This is a genomic window from Streptomyces sp. NPDC058000 (assembly GCF_042886435.1).
Lineage (GTDB): Bacteria > Actinomycetota > Actinomycetes > Streptomycetales > Streptomycetaceae > Streptomyces.
Map to the genome: position 1 here is coordinate 1 of NZ_JBHVQS010000037.1, position 24,054 is coordinate 24,054.

A 24,054-nucleotide genomic window follows, 5' to 3' on the forward strand; every position below is an offset into this window, starting at 1 on the left:
GGGGGGGGCGCCGGTGCGCGGGCCCCCCGGTTGCTAATCCGCCGCGCCCCCCTCGCCTAAAACCGGCGGGGGGGCGGGGTTACCCCCCCCCCGCCCACGCCGGTGCGGTGCGGCCAACCGGCCGCGGTGCGCTGCTGGTTGACGCTGTGCGTCGTTGCCAGGTGTTACTTGACGTTGACGCCGGCCCAGGCCGACTCGACGCCCTTGACCTCGGCGCCGCCCGCGCCGTAGAGGTCGGTGGCCGCCTTGACGGTCGCCTCGCGGGCCGCCTTGTAGTCGGTGGTCGAGGTCATGTACGTGGTCAGCGCCTTGAACCAGATCTTCTCGGCCTTGTCCCGGCCGATGCCGGTGACCTTGGAGCCGTCCGCGGTCGGGCTGTCGTAGTGGTCGCCGTTGGCGTCCTTCGGGCCGCTGCCCTCGGACAGCAGGTAGAAGAAGTGGTTGGCGATGCCGGAGGAGTAGTGGACGTCGACGTTGCCGGCGTCGGCGCTCCAGTTGTCCAGGGACTGGCCGTCCTTGCTGGGCTTGTCCATGTAGCGCAGCGGCTTGCCGTCGCCGTTGATGTCGATCTTCTTGCCGATGAAGTAGCTGCCCGGCTCGGTGGGGTTCTTGGCGTAGAACGCGACGGAGGCGCCGAAGATGTCCGAGGTGGCCTCGTTCAGACCACCGGACTCACCGCTGTACTCCAGGCCCGCGGTGGCGGCGGTGACGCCGTGCGACATCTCGTGGCCCGCGACGTCGAGGGCGGTCAGCGGCTTGTTGTTGCCCTGGCCGTCGCCGTACGTCATGCAGAAGCAGCTGTCGTCCCAGAACGCGTTGACGTAGTTCTGGCCGTAGTGGACGCGCGAGGTGGCACCCTTGCCGTCGCCCTTGATGCCGCTGCGGCCGTGCACGTTCTTGTAGTAGTCCCAGGTCTCCTGGGCGCCGTAGGCGGCGTCCACGGCGGCGGTCTGCGCGTTGCTGGGCTTGCCGTCGCCCCACGTGTCGGTGGAGTTGGTGAACAGCTTGCCGTTGCCGCTCTCGCTGCCGCCCAGGTCGAACGTCTGGTGGCCGCCGCGGGAGTCGTCGGTCAGCTCGTAGCCGTTGGCGCCCTTCTTGGTCGTGAGGTCGACCTTGCCGGCGTACTCGCTGTTGCCGACGCCGTTCTCGATGCCCTGGTACTGGTAGAGCTTCTTGCCGGTGTTGGCGTCGGTGATGACGTGCAGCTGGTTGGGCGTGCCGTCCTTCTGGACGCCGCCGACCACGGTCTCGTACGCCAGCACCGGGGTGCCCTTGGCGGCCCAGATCACCTTGTGGGGCGCGGGCGCGTCGACCTTCTGGGCGCCGATGCTCTTGGTCGCGGTCGACTCGGCGGCCAGCGCGGCGGCCTTCGGGGCGATCTTCGCGGTGGTGGAAGCGACCGCGACCGGCGCCTTGGTGGCCTTGGTGACGCCCTTGACGGCGCCGCCCTTGGCGGTGTGCACGACCAGGTCGCCGCCGAACACCGGGAGGCCGGCGAAGGTGCGGTCGTAGCGGGTGTGCGTGGTGCCGTCGGCGTCCTTGATGACGTCCTTGACGACCAGCTTCTCCTGCGAGCCCAGGCCCAGCGTCCTGGCGGTCTGCGCCGTCGCGGCCTGCGCGTCGTGCACCAACTCCGCGTGGTGCGAGGTGCTGAGCGCGAGCGGCGCGCCGTCACGGGCGGCGGTGGGGGCGGGAGTGGCGCCGGCGGTACCGGCGGCGGTGATGCCGGCGACGAGCAGGGCCGCGGCGGCGGCGACCGAACCGGTCACACGGGTCTTACGAGATATGTGGGGGGTCACGCGTGCTCCTTCAACTTTGCCAAGTGGTGGGGGTGCAAAGCGATGCGGGTGTGACATGCGTCGGGAAGACTGCCATTCGAACGCGTGCATGTCAGCGGGGTGGTGGGAGGTTGGCTAAAAATCGTCCGTAGAGAGGTGATCGATGTCCGAATAACGGAGCGGGGCGCCGCCCCCGGGGATCCGGGAACGACGCCCAACTCGTAGGTGCAGTCGATCAGTTGTCGCGATCGACGGGATTTGTCCGGCGGACTGCCTGCCTTGTCACATCAGGGTGACGGGAGTATTACCGGTTGCTGTCAGAACGTCAGCTTCCAGCCGTTGAGGGTGCCGGAGTCGCCCGCGTAGACGTCCTGGACGCGCAGCTTCCAGGTGCCGCTCGCGGCCTTCGCCGAGGCGTTGACGGTGTACGTGGCCTTCACGTCGGCCGCCGAGTCCGAGATGCTGGAGTTCTTCAGCCGGTACGCGGTGCCGTCCGGGGCCAGCAGGTCGATGACCAGGTCACCGCGCCAGCTGTGGGTGATGTCCACCGTCACCTTGAGGCCGCTGGGGGCGTTGCCGCTGCGGCTGACGGGGATCGGCGAGGTGATCGCCGCACCGGCGTCCGGGATGGCCACCTTGGTGTTGTTCTCGAAGACGTTGCCGCCGCCGACCGGATTGACGGTCCAGGTGAAGGACGTGGTCCCGGTCTTCTTCGCCGCGTCGGTGACCGTCACGGTGACCGTGGCGCTGCCGGCGGTGGTCGGCGTACCGGAGATCAGGCCGGTGGCGGCGTCGAGGGACAGCCCGGCGGGCAGCCCGGTCGCCGCGTACGTCAGCGCGCCGGTGGTGCCGCTGCTGGCCTTGATCTGGAGGCTGGCAGCCTGGCCGACGGTGCTGGTCTGGTTGCCCGGGTTGGTGACGGTGACCCCGCCGTCCGGGACGCGGGCGCCGACGTTCACCGCCGCCCAGGTGTTGGCGACCGTGTTGTACGTGGCGCTGCCCTGGCCGAAGAGGTCGGCGGCGGCCTGGAGGGTGGCGGTGCGGGCGCCCGCGTAGTTGGTGTTGGCGCTCATGTACTGGCTGAGCGCCTTGAACCACACCTTCTCGGCGTTGGCCCGGCCTATGCCCGGCACCGGCAGGTTGTCGAAGGTCGGGCTGTCGTAGTGGACGCCGTTGATGTCCTTGGCGCCACTGCCCTCGGACAGCAGGTAGAAGTAGTGGTTGGCGACGCCGGAGGAGTAGTGCACGTCCTTGTTGCCGACGGTGCTCGACCAGTAGTCGGCCGAGGCGCCGTCCTTGGACGGCTTGTCCATGTAGCGCAGCGGGGTGCCGTCGCCGTTGATGTTGATCTTCTCGCCGATGAGGTAGTCGCCCGGGTCGGCCGGGTTGTTGGCGTAGAACTCCACGGCGGTGCCGAAGATGTCCGAGGTGGCCTCGTTGAGGCCGCCGGACTCGCCGCTGTAGGTGAGGTTGGCGGTGGCGGCGGTGACGCCGTGCGACATCTCGTGGCCGGCCACGTCCAGCGCGGTCAGCGGGGCGGCGTTGTTGCTGCCGTCGCCGTACGTCATGCAGAAGCAGCCGTCGTCCCAGAAGGCGTTGACGTAGCTGTTGCCGTAGTGCACGCGGGAGTAGGCGCCGACGCCGTCCCCGCGGATGCCCGTGCGGCCGTGCACGTTCTTGTAGTAGTCCCAGGTCTCCTGGGCGCCGTAGGCGGCGTCCACGGCGGCGGTCTGCGGGTTGCCGGCGGTGCCGTCGCCCCAGGTGTCGTCGGCGTCGGTGAACAGCGAACCGGTGCCGGACGAGCCGTGGTTGAGGTCGTAGGTCTTGTGGCCGCCGCGGGTGCCGTCGGTCATCGTGAAGTTCGGCGCCGAACCGGAGGTCCCGATGGTGACCTTGCCGCTGTACTCGCTGTTGCCGATGCCGTTCTCGATGCCCTGGTACTGGAAGATCTTCGCGCCGGTGGTGGCGTCGGTGATGACGTGCAACTGGTTGGGCGTGCCGTCGTCCTGGACCCCGCCGACCACCGTCTCCCAGGCCAGCCGCGGGGTGCCGTCGGCGGCCCAGATGACCTTGCGCGGGGCCTGGTCGGCCGCGGTCTTCGTGGAGCCGAGGGACTTGGCGGCGGAGACCGCCTTGGTCGCGGCGGTGGCCGGGGCGACCTCGGCGGTGGTGGACGCCACCGTGAGGGCCGTCTTCAGGGCCTTGGTGGTGCTCTTGACCGCACCGGTCTTCGCGGTGTGCACGACGAGGTCGCCGCCGAGCACCGGCAGTCCCTCGTAGGTGCGCTCGTACCGGGTGTGCGTGGTGCCGTCGGCGTCCTTCTCGACGTCCTTGACGACCAGCTTCTCCTTGGCGCCGAGTTGCAGCCGCTGGGCGGTCGCGGCGGTGGTGGCGTTCGCCGTGCGGATCAGCTCGGCCCGCTGGGACGGGGTGAGCTTGGCGGGCAGCGCACCGGCGACGGGTGCCGCGTGCGGGCCCGGGCGGGCGGCGGGGGTGCCGTGCGGGCTGGCGGCCGCGCCGGTACCGGCCTGGACGCCGACGGCCAGGAGGGCGGTGACCGCTACCAGCGCGCCGGTCGCCACGGCGCGTCGCTGCGGGGTGGGTCTATGGGGGGTGCTTCTCACACTGACTCCTTCTGCGGGGCCGCGACATGAGGGGGGCGGCCAAGGGGGACCGGGCGGCGGAGCGGCCGTCCGGGCAGAGCGAGGCAGAACCATGGAGCGTGTGGGGGGCTGCGGTGCTGGTGGCGCTGGGGTCGCGGCCGCCCGGGGCGGTGCTGTGGGGGTCCGGGTGGCGGCTGCCGGGAAGAGTGCCACCACTGGCGAGTGGTTGTCAGGTGCCCATCAATGAAATGGCCGGAAAACGTCCGTTGGGCGAAATCCACGTCCGGAAACCGGACGGCCGGCCGGGAATCCCGGCCGGCCCGGCGGACCCGCGAACGCCGCCCGATCAGGAGCGCCAGGAGCGCCAGAGCGCCGCGTAGACACCGTCGGCCGCCACCAACTCCTCATGCGTGCCCAGTTCGGTCAGGCGGCCGGCCTCCAGCACCGCCACCCGGTCCGCGTCGTGCGCGGTGTGCAGCCGGTGCGCGATGGCAATGACCGTACGGCCTTCGAGAACGGCGGCCAGCGCACGCTCCGCGCGGCGGGCGGTCCGCGGGTCCAGCAGCGCCGTCGCCTCGTCGAGGACCACCGTGTGGGGATCGGCCAGCACCACGCGGGCCAGCGCCAGTTGCTGGGCCTGCGAACCGTCCGGGCGGTACCCGCCGGTGCCCAGCGCGGTGTCCAGACCGTCCGGGAGTTCCCGCACCCAGTCGGCCCCGACCGCGGCCAGTGCGGCCCGCAGCGCGGTGTCCCCGGCGTCCGGTGCGGCGATCCGCAGGTTGTCCCGGACGGTGCCCAGGAACACGTGGTGCTCCTGGGTGACCAGCACGACCTGCCGGCGCAGCACCGCGGGATCCATACCGGCCACCGGCACCCCGCCGACCGTGACCGCACCCCGGCGCGGGGCGTCGACCCCCGCCAACAGCCGCCCCAGCGTGGACTTCCCGGCCCCCGACGGGCCGACCAGGGCCAGCCGCTCACCGGGGCGGACGGTGAGCGTCACTCCGCGCAGGACATCGGCCGCGTCGGTCGCGCTGTCGCTTGCTGCCCGGTCGTCGTCCCCGCCGCCGCCGTCGGCTGCGCCGGTGCCGTTCGTGCGGGCGTTCGTGCCGGCGTTCGTGCCGCCGTCTGTGCGGTCGGCCGTGTCGCCGTTCGTGCCGGCGTCCGTACTGCCGTCCGTGCCGCCGTCCGCGTCCGCTGCCCCGTAGGCGAAGTGCACGTCGGTGACGTCGATGCGGCCGCCGTCGGGCGCGGGGGAACGGCCCGGCTCCCGCGGCCCCGTGGGCGCCGCCGACAGCCCCTCCACCCGGGCGAACGCCGCCCCGCTGCTCTGGAGTTGCTCCACCCGCAACAGGATCGCGTCCAACGGCCCCGACACCTGCCACAGGTACATCGCCGCGGAGACCACCGACCCCAGACCGACCGCGCCCCGCGCCTGGAGCCACCCGCCCACCAGCAGCACCGCCACCACCGGCAGGACGTACGAGACGTCCACCGCCGGGAAGAACACCGTGCGCAGCGCCAGGGTGCGGAGCCGACTGCGGCGAAAACCCGCGACCGCCGCCTCCGCCGCGGCATGCCGGACCCCCTGGAGCCCCAACGCCTCGACCGTCCGGGCACCCCCCGCGGTGGCCGCCAACTGCTCGGCCAACGCCGAATTGGCCGCCCCCTCCGCCAGATAGGCGTCCCGCGCCCGGCGCAGATACCAACGCGTCGCCACCAGCACGCCCAGCAGCCCCACCCCGCACAGCCCGAGCCGGACGTCCAGCACCAGCGCCGCGCCCAGCGAGAACACCACCTGCACCGAGGCGATCAGCACCTCCGGCACCACGTCCCGCAGCGTCCGCCCGACCGTGGCGGTGTCGGTCGTCCCGCGCGTCGTCAGATCGCCCGCCCCGGCCCGCTCCACGACCGCCGGGGGCAGCGCCAACACCCGCGCGACGAAGCGCCCGCGCACCCGCTCCACGGTCCGCTCACCGAACCGGTGCCCGGCGTACCGGGCGGACCGCGCCAGCAGCAACTCCGCCAGCGCGCACACCAGGATCACCTGGGCCAGCCGGTCCACCGCGGCCACCCCGCCGCCACCGCGCACCGCGTCCACGATCCGGCCGAGCAGCCACGGCGCGATCAGACCGGCGCCCGCGGCCAGCGCGTTCAGCGCCAGCACCAGGGCGAAGGCGCGGCCGTCCCGGCGGATCAGCGCGAGCGCGGCCCGGCGGGTGCCGGCCCGGTCGGCCACCGGCAGCGCACCGGACGGGAGCGGGCCTCCAACGGACCGCCCGGTCCGGGCCACCGCAGGACACTCCTCGGTCACCGTCATGCCCCCGCCTCCGCTTCCTCGCCCGTGCCGCGCGTCACCAACCACCGGTACCCCGGCTCCGTTTCGAGGAGTTCCCGGTGGCTGCCGACCGCCGCCACCCGCCCCCCGGCCAGGTAGTACACCGTGTCCGCGCGGTCCAACAGCAGCGGTGAGGTGGTGGTCAGCACCGTCGTCCGCCGGCCGGCGCGGGCCGCGTGCAGCCGCGCCGCCATCGCCGCCTCGGTGTGCGCGTCCACCGCCGAGGTCGGCTCGGCCGCCAACAGCACCTCCGGATCGGCCAGCAACGCCCGGACCAGCCGCAGCCGTTGCCGCTGGCCGCCGGAGAGGTCCCGGCCCTGCGCCGCCACCGGGCTGTCCAGCCCCGCCGGCAGCCCGCGGACGATGTCCTCGGCCGCCGCGGTGTACAAGGCCCCCTCGATCGCCTCCCGACTCCGGTCCCGCCGCCCGCTGACCACCTCGCGCAGGGTGCCGGCGAACAGGTCCGCCTCGTTGTCCGCCACCAGCACCCGGGCCCGTAGCCGCGCCGGGTCGATGGCGTCGAGGCGCACCGCCCCCCAGGTCGCCGCCGACTCCGCGAAGCCGCCGAGCCGGTCCAGCACCGCCGCCGACTCCTCCGGGCGCTCACCGGCCAGCGCGGTCAACGACCCCGGCACCACCTCGACGCCGGACGCCGGGTCGCGGAGCACCGCCGGCACCGGGGGCGGCTCCCCGAACGCCGGGCCATCCGGCTCCCCTGCCCGGCCATCCGGCTCCCCAGCCCGGCCGTCCGGCTCCCCAGCCCGGCCGTCCGGCTCCCCAGCCCGGCCGTCCGGCTCCCCAGCCCGGCCGTCCGGCCTCAGACTCAGGAACCGCACCACCCGTCGCGCCGCCACCCGGCCCCGGGTGAAGTCGTAGCCGAACTCGATGAAGAACGAGACCGGTGCCACCAGCGCCGCCGCATAGCCGTACACCGCCACCAACTGGCCTACGGTGAGGGCGCCCTGGGCCGCCATCCGGGCCGCGAGCCAGGTCACCGCGGCCACGAACAGCGTCGGCAGCCCGACCCCCAGCGCCTGCACCCAACTGGTCACCGCGCCGACCCGATAGCCCTCGCCGCGCAACGCCCGCGCCTCCTGCCCGTACCGCTGGGCGAACGCCTCCTTGCCGCCGAGCCCGTTGAGCACCCGCAGCCCGCCGGCGAGGTCCGTCAGCCGGGCCGCCAGCCCGCCCTCCCGCTCGCGGTACCGCGCCTCGACGCCCTCCAGCCGCCCCAGCAGCGGCCCGACCAGCACCGCCAGTACCGGCACCCCCAGCAGCAACACCGCCGCCAGCAGCGGGGAGATGTCCAGCAGCAACACCGCGACCACCGCATAGGCCAGCGCCGAGCCGACGCCAGGACCGATCACCGTCAGCGACTGGCTGATCACCGCGACGTCGCCGATCCCGATCGTGACGACCTCGCCGGCGCTCACCTGCCGGGGCAGCGCGGCACCCAGCCGCAGGGTGTGCGCCACCAGGGCCCGCACCGTCCGGATGCTCGCGTCCATCCGGATCTTGGTCATCGTCCGGTGCCGCCACGTCCCCAGGACGGAGTTGGTCATGCCCAGGCCGAACAGCACCGCCGCCCACGCCACCAGCGCGCCCCAGCGCCCGGGGGCCAGCCCGTCGTCGATCGCCCGGGACAGCACGTACGGCGGCAGCATCTGCCCCACCATCGACAGGGTGCCCAGCACCGAGCCGGCCACCGCCCGCCGCCGCTGGCTGGCCACCAGCCACCACAGATAGCCCACCGGACCGCGGTGCTCCGCAACGCTGCCGGCGGTCATGTCACGCTCTCCCGCCAGGCCCGGTGCAGCGCCGCGTACCGGCCGTGGCCGGCGATCAGCGCGGCCGGGGCGCCGTCCTCCACGATCCGGCCGTCGGCCATCACCAGCACCCGGTCGGCGGACTCCACCGTGGACAGCCGGTGCGCGATCACCAGCGCCGTACGGCCGCGCAGCACCGCGCCCATGGCCCGTTGCACCGCCCGCTCGCCGGGTATGTCCAGCGAACTGGTCGCCTCGTCCAGGATGAGCACCGCCGGATCGGCCAGCAACGCCCGGGCGAAGCCGACCAGTTGCCGCTGGCCCGCGGAGAGTCGGCCACCGCGCTTGCGAACGTCGGTGTCGTAGCCGTCCGGGAGGGCGGTGATGAAGTCATGGGCGCCGATCGCCCGCGCGGCCCGCTCGATCTCCGCGCGGTCGGCGTCCGGGCGGCCCAGCGCGATGTTGTCGGCGACCGAGCCGGAGAACAGGAACGCCTCCTGGGTGACCATCACCACCGCGCGGCGCAGCTCGGCGCCGGACAGCTCGCGCAGCTCGACCCCGTCCAGCACCACCCGGCCCTGGGTGGGGTCGTGGAACCGGGCCAGCAACCGGGCGAGGGTGGACTTGCCGGCCCCGGTGGCGCCGACCACCGCGACCGTGGTGCCGGCCGCCAGCGTGAGGTCGAAGCGCGGCAGCACCTCGCCGCCCGTGCGGTACCCGAAGCGGACGCCGCAGAACGCCACTTCGCGGCCGGGCCGGCCGGGGGTGGCGGGCGGCAGCGCCCGCGGTGCGGCGGGCTCGGCCACCGACGGCCGCTGGGCCAGCAGCCCGGCGATCTTCTCCAGCGAGGCGGCCGCGGACTCGTAGGAATTGAGGAACATGCCCAGCCGGTCGATGGGGTCGTACAGCCGGCGTAGGTAGAGGGTCGCGGCGGCCAGCACGCCCAGGGCGAGCGAGTCGGCGGCGACGCGGTAGGCGCCCCACAGGACGATGGCGGCCATCGCGACGTTGGCCACCATGCGGGAGCCGACGACATAGCGCGCCATCTCCAGGATCGCGTCGCCGTTGGCCTGCCGGTGCCGGGAGTTGAGCCCGGCGAAGGCCGCGTCGTTGGCCGGCTCGCGGCGGAACGCCTGCACCGGGCGGATGCCGCCCAGGGTCTCGGCGAACCGCACGATGACCGACGCGATCGCGGTGGACTTGGCGCGGTACGCCCGCTGCGAGCGGCGCCGGAAGGACCGGACGAGGAGCGTCAGCGGCACCGCGGAGAGGAGTGCCGCGGCGCCCAGGCCCAGGTCCAGCCAGAGCAGGGTCGCCGTGATGTAGAGCGTCGAGAGGACGACCGAGACCAACTCCTGGAGGCCCTCGTCGAGGAGTTCGCGCAGCGCCTCCATGTCCGTGGTGGCGCGGGAGATCAACCGGCCGGAGGTGTACCGCTCGTGGAAGTCCAGGCCGAGCGCCTGGGCGTGCCGGAAGATCCGGCCGCGCAGGTCCAGCAGCACGTCCTGGCCGGCCCGGGTGGAGAGCCGGATGAAGACCCACTGGAGACCGCCGGCGACCACCGCGCACAGCACGGCCGCCACCGCCAGGAGGAGCAGCGGTCCGCGGTCGCCCGCCCGCAGGGCCGGCACCACCCGGTCGAGGGCGTAGGCGACCAGCAGCGGGCTGGTCTGCGCGGCGGCCTGCTGGAGCAGCAGGGCGGCGGTGGCGGCCGCCACCCGGCCGCGGTGCGGGGCGAGCAGCGCGCCCAGGAGGGCGCGGGAGGCGCCCTTCGGGGTGGGCAGCAGATCCGCCTCGAAGGCGTCCGGGGCGCCGTCCGGCGGGGCCTGCCACCCGTCCGCGGCGGGCGGCCCGGTGCGGAGGTCGGCGCCGGGGCCGTCACCCCCGGGGCCGTCGACCGGTCGGCCGGTCTCCGTCGTCGTCATCGCGCGCCCTCCCCCTCCTGTCGCCCGGCGCCGTCGCGCTCCGGGCCGCCCGACATCAGCGCCGCGTACTCCGCGTTCTCCCGCAGGAGTTGGTGGTGGGTGCCGACGGCGGTGATCCGGCCGTCGGACAGCAGCGCCACCCGGTCGGCGAGCAGCACCGTGGACGGGCGGTGGGCGACCACCAGCGCGGTGGTGGTCGCCAGCACGTCCCGCAGCGCCGCCTCCACCCGGGCCTCGGTGTGCACGTCGAGCGCGGAGAGCGGGTCGTCGAGGATCAGGAAGCGGGGGCGGCCGACCACCGCGCGGGCCAGCGCCAGCCGCTGCCGCTGCCCGCCCGACAGGCTCATCCCCTGCTCGCCGACCCCGGTGCCGGTGCCCTGCGGGAGGGCGTTCACGAACTCCTCGGCCTGTGCCACCCGCAGCGCCCGCCGCAGATCCGCCGCCCGGTCCGGCTCCGGCCCGTCCGCCGCGCCCATCAGGACGTTCTCCGCCACCGTCGTGGAGAACAGGGTCGGCTCCTCGAAGGCCACCGCGACCTGCGTCCGTGCCTCCTCGCGGGTGAGCGTGGCCAGGTCCCGCCCGTCCAGGGTGATCCGGCCCGCGGTCGGGTCGTACAGCCGCGGCACCAGCGCCGTCAGGGTGGTCTTGCCGCTGCCGGTCGCGCCGACCAGCGCCATCGTCTCCCCGGGCCGGATGTGGAGATCGACGCCCCGGAGGGTCGGCGGGGAGCCGGGGGCCGCGTCGGGATACCGGAACTCCACGCCCTCGAAGAGCAGTCCGCCGCCGACCCGTGCACCGTCGGTGGCCCTCGCTCGCGGGCCGGTGCCGTCCTCCGTCACCGGCGGCTCGTCCAGCACCTCGAAGTACCGGTCGGCCGCCGTCGCCGCGGCGCTGCTCATCGCCAGCAGGAAGCCGATCGAGTCGACCGGCCAGCGCAGGGCCAGCGCCGTCGACAGGAACGCGACGAGGGTGCCCGCGGAGAGCTGTCCATCGGCCACCTGGACGGTGCCGAGCACCAGCGCGGCGCCCAGCGCCAACTCCGGGAGGAGGGTGTTGACGCCCCAGATGGCGGCCAGTAGACGGGCCTTGCGGAGTTCGGTGGCGCGGACCGTGCGGGCCAGCTCGCGGAACGCGCGGGCCTGGCTGCGGTGCCGCCCGAACCCCTTGATGATCCGGATGCCGAGCACCGACTCCTCGACGACCGTGGTCAGATCGCCGACCTGGTCCTGGGCCTGGCGGGCGGCCTGTCCGTACTTGGCCTGGAAGGCCGAGCACACCGCCATCAGCGGCAGCACCGGTGCGATCAGCAGCAGCCCCAGCGACCACTGCTGGGCCATCAGGAGCACCCCGCCCACCGCGATCGTCGCGCCGTTGACCAGCAGGAACGTCAAGGGGAAGACCAGGAACAGGCGCAGCAGCTGGAGGTCGGTGGTGGCCCGGGAGAGCAACTGCCCCGAGGCCCAGCGGTCGTGGAAGGCCACCGGCAGCCGCTGCACATGGTGGTAGAGCGCGTCGCGCATCGCCGCCTCCACCGCGGCGGTGGGACGCGCCACCAGCCACCGCCGCAGCCCGAAGAGGAGCGCCTCGGCGATCCCGAGCAGCAGCAGGTACCCGCCGCCCAGCCACACCCCGCCGGTGTCCTGGTGGGACACCGGCCCGTCCACCAGCCACTTCAGCACCAGCGGAATGACCACCGAGAGACAGGACGCCACCACCGCCACGGCCGCCGCGGTGAACAGCCGCGCCCGCACCGGCCGCACGAACGGCCACAGGCGGAGCAGCGAGCGGACCGCGGAGCGCCGTACCGCTCCGGTCCGCTCGTCGGGGGACGTCGAACGCATGGTTGTGGCCATCACCCGCGAGCGTAAGGCGCGCCACTGACAATGCTCATGCGGTTTTCGCCCGGGCGTCCGGAACGGGGCCCGGCCGGGCCGGTAACCACTCCTCCGCCGAAGTGGCCGTGACGTGAGGTCAGTTCACGGTCCCTGCCCGGCGGCGGTCATTCCGGCACGGCCCGGAACAGCAGCACCGTCCGTCCCGGCACGGTGAGTTCGCCACCCGCCGCGAACGGCCCGCGCTCCGGCGGCCGTTCGACCGGTCCGCCAGGTCCGCCAGGTCCGTCCGGTGGCGGCTCGGCCGAGGTGTCCACCAGGAGCTCGTACGCGCCGGCCCAGGGGAGGCCGGGCAGGACCACCGTCCGGGGTGCGGCGTCGGCGTGCAGGACGGCGAGGAAACTGTCGTCGGTGACGCGGACGCCGCGGGCGTCGCGCTGCGGGATGTCGTTGCCGGAGAGGTACATGGCCAGGGTGGCGCCGGGGGCGTACCAGTCCTGTGCGGTCATCTCCGTACCGTCCGCGCCGAACCACGCCAGGTCGCGCAGGCCGCCGCGGCGTTGCGGACGGCCGGAGAAGAACGCCCGGCGGCGCAGCACGGGGTGGGCGCGGCGCAGCGCGATCAGACGGGCGGTGAGCGTGGCCAGGGCCCGCCAATGGGGGTCGGCCAGCAGCGACCAGTCGAGCCAGCCGGTGGGGTTGTCCTGGCAGTAGGCGTTGTTGTTGCCGTCCTGGGTGCGGCCCATCTCGTCGCCGGCCACCAGCATCGGCACGCCGGTGGACAGCAGCAGGGTGGTCAGCAGGTTGCGGAGCTGGCGGCGGCGCAGCGCGGTGACGTCCGCATCGTCGGTCTCGCCCTCGGCGCCGCAGTTCCAGGACCGGTTGTCGTGGGTGCCGTCCTGGTTGTCCTCGCCGTTGGCCTCGTTGTGCTTGTGGTCGTAACTGACCAGGTCGCGCAGGGTGAAACCGTCGTGCGCGGTGATGAAGTTGACCGAGGCGTACGGGCGGCGGCCGCCCCAGGCGTAGAGGTCGCTCGACCCGGAGAGCCGGTAGCCCAGGTCGCGGACGTCCCCGGTGGCGCCGCGCCAGAAGTCCCGGACGGTGTCCCGGTAGCGGTCGTTCCACTCGGTCCACAGGGGTGGGAAGGCGCCGACCTGGTAGCCGCCGGAGCCGATGTCCCACGGCTCGGCGATCAGCTTGACCCGGCGCAGGACGGGGTCCTGGGCGATCACCGCGAGGAACGGGGAGAGCATGTCCACGTCGTGCAGGGAACGGGCCAGCGCGGCCGCCAGGTCGAAGCGGAAGCCGTCCACGCCCATTTCGGTGACCCAGTAGCGCAGCGAATCGGTGATCAGCCGCAGGACGTGGGGCTGGACGACGTGCAGGGTGTTGCCGCACCCGGTGTAGTCGGCGTAGCGGCGCGGGTCCCCTTGGAGGCGGTAGTAGCCACGGTTGTCGATACCGCGGAGGGAGAGGGTCGGGCCCCGTTCACCGGCCTCCGCGGTGTGGTTGTAGACGACGTCCAGGATCACCTCGATACCGGCGTCGTGCAGCGCCCGGACCATCCGCTTGAACTCGCCGACCTGCTGGCCGCGGGTCCCGGTGGCGGCGTAGCCGGCATGCGGCGCGAAGTAGCCGATGGAGTTGTAGCCCCAGTAGTTGCGCAGCCCCCGGCGCACCAGGTGGTCCTCGTGCGCGAACTGGTGGACCGGCAGCAGTTCGACGGCGGTCACCCCCAGCCGGGTCAGGTGCGCCAGCGCGGCCGGGTGCGCCAGCCCGGCGTAGGTGCCGCGCAGCGGCTCCGGGATGCCCGGATGGCGCATGGTGAACCCCCGGACGTGCAGCTCGTAGAGGACGGAATCCGGCCAGGGCGTCTTGGGCCGCCGGTCGTCCTGCCACTCGTCGGCCCCGCCGGCCCCGTCGTCTTCCTCTCCGACCACCACCCCCTTGGGGACGTACGGCGCCGAGTCGCGGTCGTCCCGCACGGTGTCGGCGATGTGCTGCTCGGGCCAGTCCCGGACGTGCCCGTATAACGGGGCGGGCAGCGCCGGACCGGCGGGCGCGGTCTCGGTGCGGGCGCCGAAGTCGCCGTCCACGGCCCGGGCGTACGGGTCCAGCAGCAGCTTCGCCGGGTTCCAGCGGGCGCCGGTCCAGGGGTCCCAGCGACCGTGCACCCGGTAGCCGTAGCGCTGCCCGGGGCGGATGCCGGGCAGGAAGCCGTGCCAGATCTCGTGGGTCAGCTCGGTGAGGAGGTGGCGCGTCTCCTGTCCCTCGTCGTCGAAGAGGCACAGTTCGACGGCCTCGGCGCCGCCCGCCCACAGGGCGAAGTTGGTGCCCGCGTCACCGTCCGGCCCGGTGCGGTAGCGGGCCCCCAGGGGTGTCGGGCTGCCGGGGCGGACGTCCGCGGGCGGGGCGAGCGGTTCGTCCGCCACCGCCTCCTGCTCGGGTGCGCTGGACACGTGCCGGCCTCCTGCGGCTGAAGGGCTCGGTCGGGCGGCGGCGGTGTCCCGGTCGGGGGTACCTCCCAGCGTGAGCCGGGGGAGCGTCCCGGCCGGGTGCGGGGCCGTCGCCCGCGGTGCGGTGCACGGGGGTGCACTGTTGTTCTGCCCGCAACCGGGCGTTGCCTCACGCTTTCCGCCCCCGCGCACTCCCGTTGCCGGACTCCGCGCGGCACGGCCCGCCGGACGCCCCGCGCGCCCGCCCCCGCCCACGGGGAGACGCGTCCATGACATTCCCTTTCGCGGCATACCGCCCAACTTGCGAATCATCCGTCACAATCCGGCATATGAGCGGCCATCACTCTCACCGACCAGGGGACGGCACCGGCGGCCGTGCCGCGGACCGCGCACCGGCGGACGGCCCGGCGGCCCGCCGCGCACTGCGCGCGCCCCGCGGGACGGCGACGCCCCGGCCGCCCCGCCTCCGCCGCGCCGCCCGCGCGCTGCTGGTCGCGCTCACCGGCGCGGCGGCGCTGACCGGCTGCGGCGACCGGGACGTCTTCCTCGGCGGCGCACCGCCCGCCCCGGAGGAGGCGATCCGGATCCTCCCGGGCGACGGCGCCCGCGGCGTACGGTCCAACGGGCGGCTGGAGGTCCGGGTCCCGGAGGGCCGACTGGAGCGGGTCGAGGTCAGCCGGACCGGCGGCGGCAGTCGGCAGTCGGTCGCCGGCCGGATCTCCCGGGACGGCACCATCTGGCGGCCGGTGACCGACTCCCTCGAACTCGCCTCCCGGTACAGCGTCGACGCCACCGCACTGGACGGCTCCGGTCACCGCACCACCCGGCACACCACCTTCAGCACCTTCGCGCCCCCGCACCGCGTCATCGGCTCCTACTCGCCGGAGAGCGGCACCACCGTCGGCACCGGCCTGATCTTCTCGCTGGTCTTCAACCGGTCGATCCTGGACCGCGCCGCCGTGGAGCGCGCGGTCACCGTCAGCGCCCGACCCGCCGTCGAGATCGCACCCCACTGGTTCGGCCGCCGGAGGCTGGACTTCCGGCCCCGTAACCGCTGGCGGCCGGGCACCCGCCTCACCGTCCACCTGCGGCTGCGCGAGGTGCGGACCGGCCCGGGCGCCTACGGGATCCAGTACAAGACCCTCCACTACCAGGTGGGCCGCGACCAGATCAGTACCGTCGACGCGGCCGGGCACACGCTGACCGTCCGCCGCGACGGCCGGGTGGTGGCCACCCTCCCGGTCACCGCGGGCAACGCCGAGAACCCCACCTACAACGGGACGATGGTGATCCTGGAGCGGCACGCGGTGACCCGGATGGACGGCGACACCGTCGGCTTCGGCACCGAGTACGACATCCCGGACGTGCCGCACGCCATGCGGCTGACCCGGTCCGGGACCTTCCTGCACGGCAACTACTGGGCGCCGCCCGGGGTCTTCGGCGGTCTCAACACCAGCCACGGCTGCGTCGGGTTGAAGGACGTCCGGGGCGGCGGCCCGGACACCCCGGCCGGCTGGCTCTACCGGAACTCGATCGTCGGCGACACCGTGGAGGTCCGCAACTCCCCGGACCGCACCGTCGCCCCCGACAACGGCCTGGGCGGCTGGAACCTGCCGTGGGCGGCCTGGCGGGCGGGTAGCGCACCGCGCTGACCGGCTCCCGCCCGCGCGCCCGCGGGGCACCCCCGGGCGCTCGTACGCATGCCCGCGCCGCCACCCGCCGTTCGCGACTAAACGGTGACCTCCAGGGGGAGTTCACTGTCGGTGCGGTGTGGTTGTCTAGCGGCACGCACGCGGCCGACGGCGTCCGGGTGCGGGGGACCGCGGGCCGTGCGAGGGGGAAGGGGCAGACGTGGACGTCCAGCCGATGGCGGGGGAGTCGGTGCACCGGCGGCGGGCGCGCCGCCCGGGTGCGCCACTCGCCCTGCTGCTCGCTCCGCTGCTGCTGTTGGTCTCCGCCTGCGGCGGCGACGAGGGCGGCAAGCCGTCCGGGCGGACGGGGGCGGACACCGCCGCCTCACGGGCCGCCGTGGTGATAGCCCCCCAGGACGGCACCCGGGACGTGGCCACCAGCGGCGCCCTGAAGGTGACCGCCCAGAAGGGGAAGCTGCGGTCCGTCAAGGTCACCGACGGCAAGGGCAACGCGATCGACGGGCGGATATCCGGCGACGGCGCCCGGTGGCAGCCCAGCAGCCACCTCGGCGCCTCGACGCGGTACACCGTCGACGCGGTGGCGGTGGACGCCCGGGGCCGACAGGCCGCCGAGCACGCCACGTTCACCACGCTCGTCCCGAAGAACACCTTCATCGGCCAGTACACCCCGGAGAACGGCGAACGGGTCGGCGTCGGGATGCCGGTCTCGATCCGCTTCACCCGCGGCATCACCAACCCCCGGGCCGTCGAGAAGGCCATCAGCGTCATCGCGCGGCCCGCCGTCCCGGTCGCCGGCCACTGGTTCGGCAACGACCGCCTCGACTTCCGCCCCGAGAAGTACTGGGCGCCGGGCACCAAGGTCACCCTCCGGCTCGACCTCGACGGCGTCGAGGGCCGCCCGGGCGTCTACGGCACCCAGGCCAAGGAGGTCTCGTTCACCATCGGCCGCAGCCAGGTCAGCACCGTCGACGCCCGGTCGAAGCAGATGACGGTGGTCCGCGACGGCAAGACCCTGCGGACCGTGCCGATCACCGCGGGCGCCCCGGGCACCGAGACCTACAACGGCCAGATGGTGATCAGCGAGAAGCACCCGGTGACGCGGATGAACGGCCAGACCGTCGGCTACGGCGGCGAGTACGACATCAAGGACGTCCCGCACGCCATGCGACTGAGCACCTCCGGCACCTTCATCCACGGCAACTACTGGTCGGGCCGGGCGGCGTTCGGCACCCGCAACGCCAGCCACGGCTGCGTCGGCCTCTACGACCAGCGCGGCGGCGGCGACCCCGACACCCCGGCGGCCTGGTTCTACCGGAATTCGCTCATCGGCGACGTGGTCATCGTCAAGAACTCCCACGACCACACCATCCAGCCCGACAACGGCTTCGGCGACTGGAACCTCTCCTGGGAGAAGTGGCGGGCCAAGTAGGGCCGCGGCCCGGGGGATGAGACGGCCGAGGGCGGGGCGGCGCGCCGCGTTAACGCGTACTAACCTGCCCGCATGACTGTGCATCTTGAGGTCGCCGACGGCGTCGGCACCATCCGCCTGGACCGCCCGCCGATGAACGCCCTGGACGTCGCCACCCAGGACCGGCTCCGCGAACTTGCCGAGGAGGCCGGCCGGCGCGACGACGTCCGCGCCGTCGTGCTCTGGGGCGGCGAGAAGGTGTTCGCGGCCGGTGCGGACATCAAGGAAATGCAGGCCATGGACCACGCCGCCATGGTCCTGCGGTCCAAGGCCCTCCAGGACTCCTTCACCGCGGTGGCCCGGATCCCCAAGCCGGTGGTCGCCGCACTCACCGGCTACGCCCTCGGCGGCGGCTGCGAACTGGCGCTCTGCGCCGACTTCCGGATCGCCGCCGAGAACGCCAAGCTCGGCCAGCCCGAGATCCTGCTCGGCCTGATCCCCGGCGCCGGCGGCACCCAGCGGCTGGCCCGCCTGGTGGGCCCGTCCAAGGCCAAGGACCTGATCTTCACCGGCCGGCACGTGAAGGCCGAGGAGGCGCTGGCCATCGGCCTGGTGGACCGGGTGGTGCCCGCCGACGAGGTCTACGCGCAGGCGCACGCCTGGGCGGCGCGACTGGCGGCCGGGCCGGCGCTGGCGCTGCGGTCCGCCAAGGAATCCGTCGACGCGGGCCTGGAGACCGACATCGACACCGGGCTGACGATCGAACGCAACTGGTTCGCCGGGCTGTTCGCCACCGAGGACCGGCAGATCGGCATGCGCAGCTTCGTCGAGGAGGGACCGGGCAAGGCCAAGTTCCTCTGAGACCAGTGGTGTTGACGGGGTGCATGGGGTTTGGCCGGTACGCCATGCCTCGTGTGGGCGAATTGCGGAAAACTTAATTGCGCCTTAAAGGGGCCGTGTTGGCGGCTCCCGGCGGTCCGTCGCGCACACGAGGTTCCCGCAGGTCAGCGCGGTACGGTCGAACCCCGGCTGCCGTTGGCATATGTCCTGGGGTGGCACGGAGGCGACGATTCCGGACAACGGATTCCGCAGGTTTCGCCACCCGAGGCGCCACCGAGCGGCCATCATGGGGGGCATGGCGGGCCTCGAAGGAATGGAGCAGCCGCGGCCGCGGGCCGGTACGGCTGCCGCAGGCTGGGAGACCCCCGATGGGGACGGGGCGGCGACCCCGGCTCCGGTCGGTCCGGTGCCCGTCGGGCTCGACCTGGTCGGGGACCCGACCCTGGGCGAGGTCAGACTCCCCTCGCGCCCCCAGTCCGCGCGGACCGCGCGCCGGCTGACCGCCGCCATCCTCCTCAAGCAGTGGTCCCTCTCGCCCCAACTCGCCGAGCACTCCGTGCTGCTGGTCTCCGAATTGGTCGGCAACGCCGTACGGCACACCGGGGCCCGGACGTTCGGGCTGCGGATACTGCGCCGACGTGGCTGGATCCGGGTGGAGGTGCGCGACCCCTCGCGCGGACTGCCGTGCCTGATGCCCGTCCAGGCGATGGACGTCAGCGGCCGGGGGCTCTTCCTCGTCGACAAGCTCTCGGACCGCTGGGGCGTGGATCTGCTGCCGCGCGGCAAGACGACCTGGTTCGAGGTCCGGGTCAACGACCGCTGACCCCGCCGGCCCGCACGCCGTCCCCGTGAAACGGGACTGGGGCCCTCCCGCGGGGTGTCGCGGGGTGGGCCCCCAGTGCCCGGCCGCCCGCGGGCGGAAGGGGTGGGCCCGCGCGGCCGGAGGCGACCGGCCCGCGCCGCGGGGGTCGCCGCGACCGACTATGGCAGGCCCGACCGCCGTCGACCAAAGCCGACAAACCGGATACATGCGGATGTCGCGTCATCAAAGGAGAGGTGCGACGGGGTGAGCTATGCCACCACGGGCGCCCGGTGCCGACGGTCCGTAGGATGGGAGGTTCCCGACGACACGGACCGAGAGCGAGGGGGAGGGACCATGCACCGGCTGCGCCGCTCGGCGACGCTGACCCTGCTGCTCCTCCTGGCGGTCGCCTTCGGGCCACTGCTCTGCCGGATCGGCGGCGACCAGGCGTGGCTTGCCGGCCGCGCGGCCGCTGCCGCCGAGATCTGGCGGACCGGCCCCGCGGGCCCGGCCGTGGCGTCCGCCGGGCGGCCCGCCGCCACCGCCCCGATAGCGGTGGCCGACTCCGTCAAGAACTGCTCCGGCCGCCATGCGCCGAGCCAGGGCGAGGCCGCGCCGCTGCCCGCCCCGCACCGCGCCGAGCTGCTCGCCCCGGACGCCTCCGCTCCCGGGCCGCTCGCCGCCGACCTGCCCCACCGATTCGCCCTGGCCCGCCCGCCCACCGGCGCCGCCCCCGCCACGGACCACACCGCGCTCCTGCCCGTACTGCGGATATAGGCCGCCCGGCCGCCTTCTCCGGCTGCCCCTCTTCCGCACACCCCTTCCGTACGTCAGGAGCTTTCGCATGCCCACGTCCGCCTCACCCACCCGTAAATTCGCCGCCGTCGGCGCGGTCCTCGCGCTCGTGGTGGCGGTGATCGCCATCGCCGTCGCGGTCGGCAAGGCCGTCGAGAACGGCCGGGACACCGCCGCCTCGCCCACCTCCCCGGGTGCCGCCTCCGTCGCGCCCCAGGAGGACGCCGGACAGCAGAAGATGTACGACGACTTCGCGGCCCGCACCAGCCGGCGCACCCCCGGCGACCCGCTCGCCGTCGGCAAGCCGGACGCCCCGGTCGTCCTCGTCGAGTACGCCGACTACCAGTGCTCGTTCTGCGGCCGCTTCACCCGGGAGACCCAGCCCGCGCTGGTCAAGAAGTTCGTGGACGCCGGCACCCTGCGCATCGAGTTCCGCAACTTCCCGGTCTTCGGCGCCGACTCCGAGCGGGCCGCCCGCGCCTCCTGGGCCGCCGGCCAGCAGGGGAAGTTCTGGCAGCTGCACGACGTGCTCTACGCCGAGACCCGCAAGGGCGACGCGCTCGCCGAGGACAAGCTGGTCGAGCTGGCCCGCACCGCCGGCGTACCGGACCTGACGAAGTTCCGCGCCGACCTGGGCGGCCCGGCGGCCGCCCAGGCCCTGAAGAAGGACCAGGACGAGGGCTACCAGCTCGGGGTGCAGTCCACCCCGTCCTTCCTGGTAAACGGCCGGCCGATCGCCGGAGCGCAGGAGACGCAGGTCTTCGAGCAGGCGATCCGGCAGGCCGCCGCGGCGGCCGGCAAGCACGGCGGCGCGGGGGCCGGGAAGTGACCACCGACATCGGCTACCTCGCCGCGTTCCTGGGCGGCACACTGGCGCTGGTCAGCCCGTGCAGCGCCCTGCTGCTCCCGGCGTTCTTCGCGTACTCGCTGGCCAGCCCGGGCCGGCTGCTGGCCCGCACCGGGGTGTTCTACCTGGGGCTGGCCACGACGCTGGTGCCGCTGGGCGCGGCCAGCACGGCCGCCAGCCGGCTCTTCAACGGCCACCGCGACCTGCTGATCGCCCTCGGCGGCTGGGTCGTCATCGCGCTCGGCGTGGCCCAGATCCTCGGCCTGGGCTTCGCCTCCCGGCGGGCCCAGGCCGCGGCCGCCCGGATCACCCCGCGCACCGCGCTCTCGACCTTCCTGCTCGGCTGCGTCTACGGACTGGCCGGCTTCTGCGCCGGGCCGATCCTCGGCGCGGTGCTGACCGTGACGGCGGTCAGCGGCTCCCCGGTCCACGGCGCCTCGATGCTCGCCGTCTACGCGCTGGGCATGGCGCTGCCGCTGTTCCTGCTGGCCCTGCTGTGGGACCGCTTCCGGCTCGGCACCCGGGGTTGGCTGCGCGGCCGCGAGCTGACCCTCGGCCGGCTGCGGCTGCACACCACGTCGCTGATCTCCGGGGTGTTCTTCATCGGCATCGGCGTGCTGTTCCTGAGCTTCAACGGGACCAGCGCACTGCCCGGGATCCTGGACGCGGACGCCGAGGCCAACCTGGAGGGCTGGGCGGCCCGGCTGGGGAACGGCGTACCGGACGCGGTGCTGCTCGCGCTGGCCGCGCTGGCCGTCGCCGCGGTGCTGGGCCGGATCGCCCTGCGGCCGGAACGGAAGCGCGACGCCGCGGCGGAACGCCGGGCCACCGAGCCCGAAGGCTCGGAGGGGCCCTAAGCGCTCAGCCGGCGGTGCCAGCCGGGGTGCGGTCGGGGGCGCGGGCGGGCGTGCGGGCGGACGTGCGGATGCTGCGCGTCCGCCCGGCGGCGCCGGTCGTTGCACAGCAGGCATTTGCCGTAGCCCGCCGGAAGGGGATCTTCCGGGTCGCCGTAGAGCGGGTCCACCGCGCCGTTGGGGTGCAGTGTGCAGCCCGTCGGGCCGGTGGTCGGGGCGCCCAGCGAGCTGGCGGCGGTCAGCGCCCGGCGGAGGACGTCGACGAGTTGGTCGGCGTCCCGCCGGGTCGGTGCCGAGCGGAGCGCGGAGGCGAGGTCGGAGGCAGTGGTCAGCGCGGTCTGGAGTTCGTGCAGGCGTGCGTCACCCATGCCGTGGAGAGTAAGCGGCCCCACTGACAGTTGATCTTCCGATCGCACTTCGTGGCTTCCCATGGCGGCATGCATGCCCGCTGCGGCCCACGGTTTAGCACCGGGCCGGTGACCGCTCCCTTGCCGGAGTATGACCGGACGGTGCGGCCGTCCGCGCTCGCGCCAGGCCGCACCCGCCCGCCTCAGGGCGCGGTCGGCAGCGCCCGCTTGTGGGCGGTGAGGCGGTAGCGCCGGTCGATCGCCCGGAAGGCGGCGTCCTCGACCGGCCGGCCCTCCAGGAAGTCGTCGATCTGGTCGTAGCTGACGCCGAGCGCGTCCTCGTCGGGCTTGCCCGGGTCGAGGGTCTCCAGGTCGGCCGTCGGGACCTTGTGGACGAGTTCGGCGGGGGCGCCCAGCGCCTCGGCGACGGCCCGCACCCGGCGCTTGGTCAGCCCGGTCAGCGGGACCACGTCGGCCGCGCCGTCGCCGAACTTGGTGAAGAATCCGGAGACCGCCTCGGCGGCGTGGTCGGTGCCCACGACCAGACCGTTCTCCGCACCGGCCACCGCGTACTGGGCGATCATGCGCTGCCGGGCCTTGATGTTGCCGTGCACGAAGTCCTGGTGGTGCGCATCGCGGAAGGCGACGCCGCCGGCCACGGCCGCGGCCAGCGCCGCGTCACTGGCCGGGCGGACGTCGACGGTCAGCAGCCGGTCGGCGCGGAGGAACTCCACCGCCCGCTGCGCGTCCTTCTCGTCCGCCTGCTCGCCGTAGGGCAGCCGCATCGCGTAGAACGTCGCGTCGTGGCCCTCGGCGCGGGCCCGCTCCACCGCGAGCTGGCAGAGCCGGCCCGCGGTGGTGGAGTCGACCCCGCCGCTGATGCCCAGCACCAGGGAGCGCAGGCCCGTGGTGGTCAGCTGCGCTGTGAGGAAGGACACCCGGCGCTCGATCTCCCGCGCGGCGTCGAACTCCGCGGGCACCTGGAGTTCGCGGGCTATCTCCTGCTGCCGGGCCTTGGCCGCCGGGTCCGTCACGGGTGCTCCTTACGCTTTTCGTCACGCACTGTTCGCCAGCCGCGCGATCGTGTCACGCGGAGTGTCCGCCAGGCGTATCCGGATACTGCCGGAGAAGTTTATGCGGGATGCGCCCACTTCTTGAGCTCGGCCTTGCTGGCGAAAGTCGCGACGTCCTTGTCCAGCGGCGAATCGGTGTACTGGTGGATACGCCACTTCGCCTTGATCCGGGGTTGTCCGGCGGCGACGTAGTCGGCGATCCACAGTCCGTCCGCGGCATACGACGTGGTGTCCCGGTTCAACCAGAAATCCCGGTTGCAGTAGAGCAGTACGCGGTGGGTGGGACGCAGTTTCTTGACCTCCAGGAGGAACTGGTCCTTCTGCGCATTGCTGGCGTAACTGCCGTCGCCGGTGGTCTCCCAGTCGGCGGCCAGGAGATCGCCCTGGACCGATGCGCATTTCTCCACGAAATAGCGTGCCTGGGCGGCGATATTCCCCGGCCACAGAAAGTGGTAGAAACCGACCACGGCACCCGCTTCCCGGGCCCGGGCCGCCTGGGCCGACTGGTGCGGATTGACGTAGGAGCGGCCTTCGGTGGCCTTGATGAACACGAAGTCCAGCCCATTGGCGGAATAACCGGTGTTGTAGGAGCTGACATCGACACCGTGCAGCATGAGCGGCCTCCTGCCCATCGGACCTGCGGAATGCGAAGCGTCATCTGCTCGAAGTGGCAGCCGCCCCTGAGCAGTTCAGCATGTTCACGACCGGAGACGCCAGATTGCCGCGCCGAAGTTCCCT

General features: G+C 73.5%; 17 protein-coding genes. 7 read left to right on the top strand and 10 right to left on the bottom strand.

Annotated features, from left to right (window positions below; all coding sequences use genetic code 11):
• Nucleotides 1-164 precede the first annotated feature (164 nt).
• The 7 genes from ACFVT2_RS28625 to glgX form a co-directional block, all read right to left on the bottom strand.
• Nucleotides 165-1,799 (bottom strand): M4 family metallopeptidase, encoded by a 1,635-nt coding sequence (locus ACFVT2_RS28625; protein ID WP_390022460.1) that lies wholly within the window; start codon nucleotides 1,797-1,799, stop codon nucleotides 165-167.
• Nucleotides 1,800-2,095: 296 nt separating this feature from the next.
• The gene (locus ACFVT2_RS28630; RefSeq protein ID WP_390022462.1) at nucleotides 2,096-4,402 is read right to left on the bottom strand and encodes a M4 family metallopeptidase; all 2,307 of its coding nucleotides are present in this window, start codon (nucleotides 4,400-4,402) and stop codon (nucleotides 2,096-2,098) included.
• Nucleotides 4,403-4,727: 325 nt separating this feature from the next.
• Nucleotides 4,728-6,701: an ABC transporter ATP-binding protein gene (locus tag ACFVT2_RS28635; protein ID WP_390022464.1), complete on the bottom strand. Its 1,974-nt coding sequence runs from the start codon at nucleotides 6,699-6,701 to the stop codon at nucleotides 4,728-4,730.
• Nucleotides 6,698-8,506, bottom strand: a complete 1,809-nt coding sequence (locus tag ACFVT2_RS28640) for an ABC transporter transmembrane domain-containing protein (RefSeq protein WP_390022465.1) — start codon at nucleotides 8,504-8,506, stop codon at nucleotides 6,698-6,700. The genes ACFVT2_RS28635 and ACFVT2_RS28640 overlap by 4 nt, the downstream gene beginning before the upstream one ends.
• Nucleotides 8,503-10,410 carry an ABC transporter ATP-binding protein gene (locus ACFVT2_RS28645; protein ID WP_390022467.1) on the bottom strand — a complete coding sequence of 636 codons (1,908 nt, stop codon included), beginning with the start codon at nucleotides 10,408-10,410 and terminating at the stop codon, nucleotides 8,503-8,505. The genes ACFVT2_RS28640 and ACFVT2_RS28645 overlap by 4 nt, the downstream gene beginning before the upstream one ends.
• Nucleotides 10,407-12,263 (bottom strand): ABC transporter ATP-binding protein, encoded by a 1,857-nt coding sequence (locus ACFVT2_RS28650; protein ID WP_390022468.1) that lies wholly within the window; start codon nucleotides 12,261-12,263, stop codon nucleotides 10,407-10,409. The genes ACFVT2_RS28645 and ACFVT2_RS28650 overlap by 4 nt, the downstream gene beginning before the upstream one ends.
• A gap of 146 nt (nucleotides 12,264-12,409) precedes the next feature.
• A complete protein-coding gene (glgX, locus tag ACFVT2_RS28655; RefSeq protein ID WP_390022470.1) occupies nucleotides 12,410-14,701 on the bottom strand; it encodes a glycogen debranching protein GlgX in 2,292 nt (763 codons plus the stop codon).
• A gap of 326 nt (nucleotides 14,702-15,027) precedes the next feature.
• Between glgX and ACFVT2_RS28660 the strand changes: the two genes are divergently transcribed.
• The 7 genes from ACFVT2_RS28660 (at nucleotide 15,028) to ACFVT2_RS28690 (ending at nucleotide 21,899) form a co-directional block, all read left to right on the top strand.
• Nucleotides 15,028-16,350, top strand: coding sequence for an Ig-like domain-containing protein (locus tag ACFVT2_RS28660; protein ID WP_390022471.1), 1,323 nt, complete (start codon nucleotides 15,028-15,030; stop codon nucleotides 16,348-16,350).
• A gap of 199 nt (nucleotides 16,351-16,549) precedes the next feature.
• The gene (locus tag ACFVT2_RS28665; RefSeq protein WP_390022473.1) at nucleotides 16,550-17,779 is read left to right on the top strand and encodes an Ig-like domain-containing protein; all 1,230 of its coding nucleotides are present in this window, start codon (nucleotides 16,550-16,552) and stop codon (nucleotides 17,777-17,779) included.
• Nucleotides 17,780-17,851: 72 nt separating this feature from the next.
• On the top strand, nucleotides 17,852-18,619 hold the full coding sequence (locus ACFVT2_RS28670) for an enoyl-CoA hydratase/isomerase family protein (RefSeq protein WP_390022474.1): 768 nt from the start codon (nucleotides 17,852-17,854) through the stop codon (nucleotides 18,617-18,619).
• A 262-nt stretch (nucleotides 18,620-18,881) separates the two neighbouring features.
• On the top strand, nucleotides 18,882-19,421 hold the full coding sequence (locus ACFVT2_RS28675; protein ID WP_390022562.1) for an ATP-binding protein: 540 nt from the start codon (nucleotides 18,882-18,884) through the stop codon (nucleotides 19,419-19,421).
• 333 nt (nucleotides 19,422-19,754) lie between these two features.
• Nucleotides 19,755-20,177, top strand: coding sequence for a hypothetical protein (locus ACFVT2_RS28680; protein WP_390022476.1), 423 nt, complete (start codon nucleotides 19,755-19,757; stop codon nucleotides 20,175-20,177).
• A gap of 67 nt (nucleotides 20,178-20,244) precedes the next feature.
• Complete coding sequence (locus ACFVT2_RS28685) at nucleotides 20,245-21,024, top strand: DsbA family protein (RefSeq protein WP_390022477.1); 780 nt, start codon at nucleotides 20,245-20,247, stop codon at nucleotides 21,022-21,024.
• On the top strand, nucleotides 21,021-21,899 hold the full coding sequence (locus tag ACFVT2_RS28690; RefSeq protein WP_390022479.1) for a cytochrome c biogenesis CcdA family protein: 879 nt from the start codon (nucleotides 21,021-21,023) through the stop codon (nucleotides 21,897-21,899). The genes ACFVT2_RS28685 and ACFVT2_RS28690 overlap by 4 nt, the downstream gene beginning before the upstream one ends.
• Here the strand turns inward: ACFVT2_RS28690 and ACFVT2_RS28695 are convergent.
• The 3 genes from ACFVT2_RS28695 to ACFVT2_RS28705 form a co-directional block, all read right to left on the bottom strand.
• Nucleotides 21,896-22,264 carry a hypothetical protein gene (locus ACFVT2_RS28695; protein ID WP_390022480.1) on the bottom strand — a complete coding sequence of 123 codons (369 nt, stop codon included), beginning with the start codon at nucleotides 22,262-22,264 and terminating at the stop codon, nucleotides 21,896-21,898. The genes ACFVT2_RS28690 and ACFVT2_RS28695 overlap by 4 nt on opposite strands.
• Nucleotides 22,265-22,446: 182 nt before the next feature.
• Nucleotides 22,447-23,277, bottom strand: coding sequence for an ammonia-dependent NAD(+) synthetase (nadE, locus tag ACFVT2_RS28700; protein WP_390022482.1), 831 nt, complete (start codon nucleotides 23,275-23,277; stop codon nucleotides 22,447-22,449).
• Between the two features lie 98 nt (nucleotides 23,278-23,375).
• Nucleotides 23,376-23,930 carry a GH25 family lysozyme gene (locus ACFVT2_RS28705; RefSeq protein ID WP_390022484.1) on the bottom strand — a complete coding sequence of 185 codons (555 nt, stop codon included), beginning with the start codon at nucleotides 23,928-23,930 and terminating at the stop codon, nucleotides 23,376-23,378.
• Between the last annotated feature and the right edge of the window lie 124 nt (nucleotides 23,931-24,054).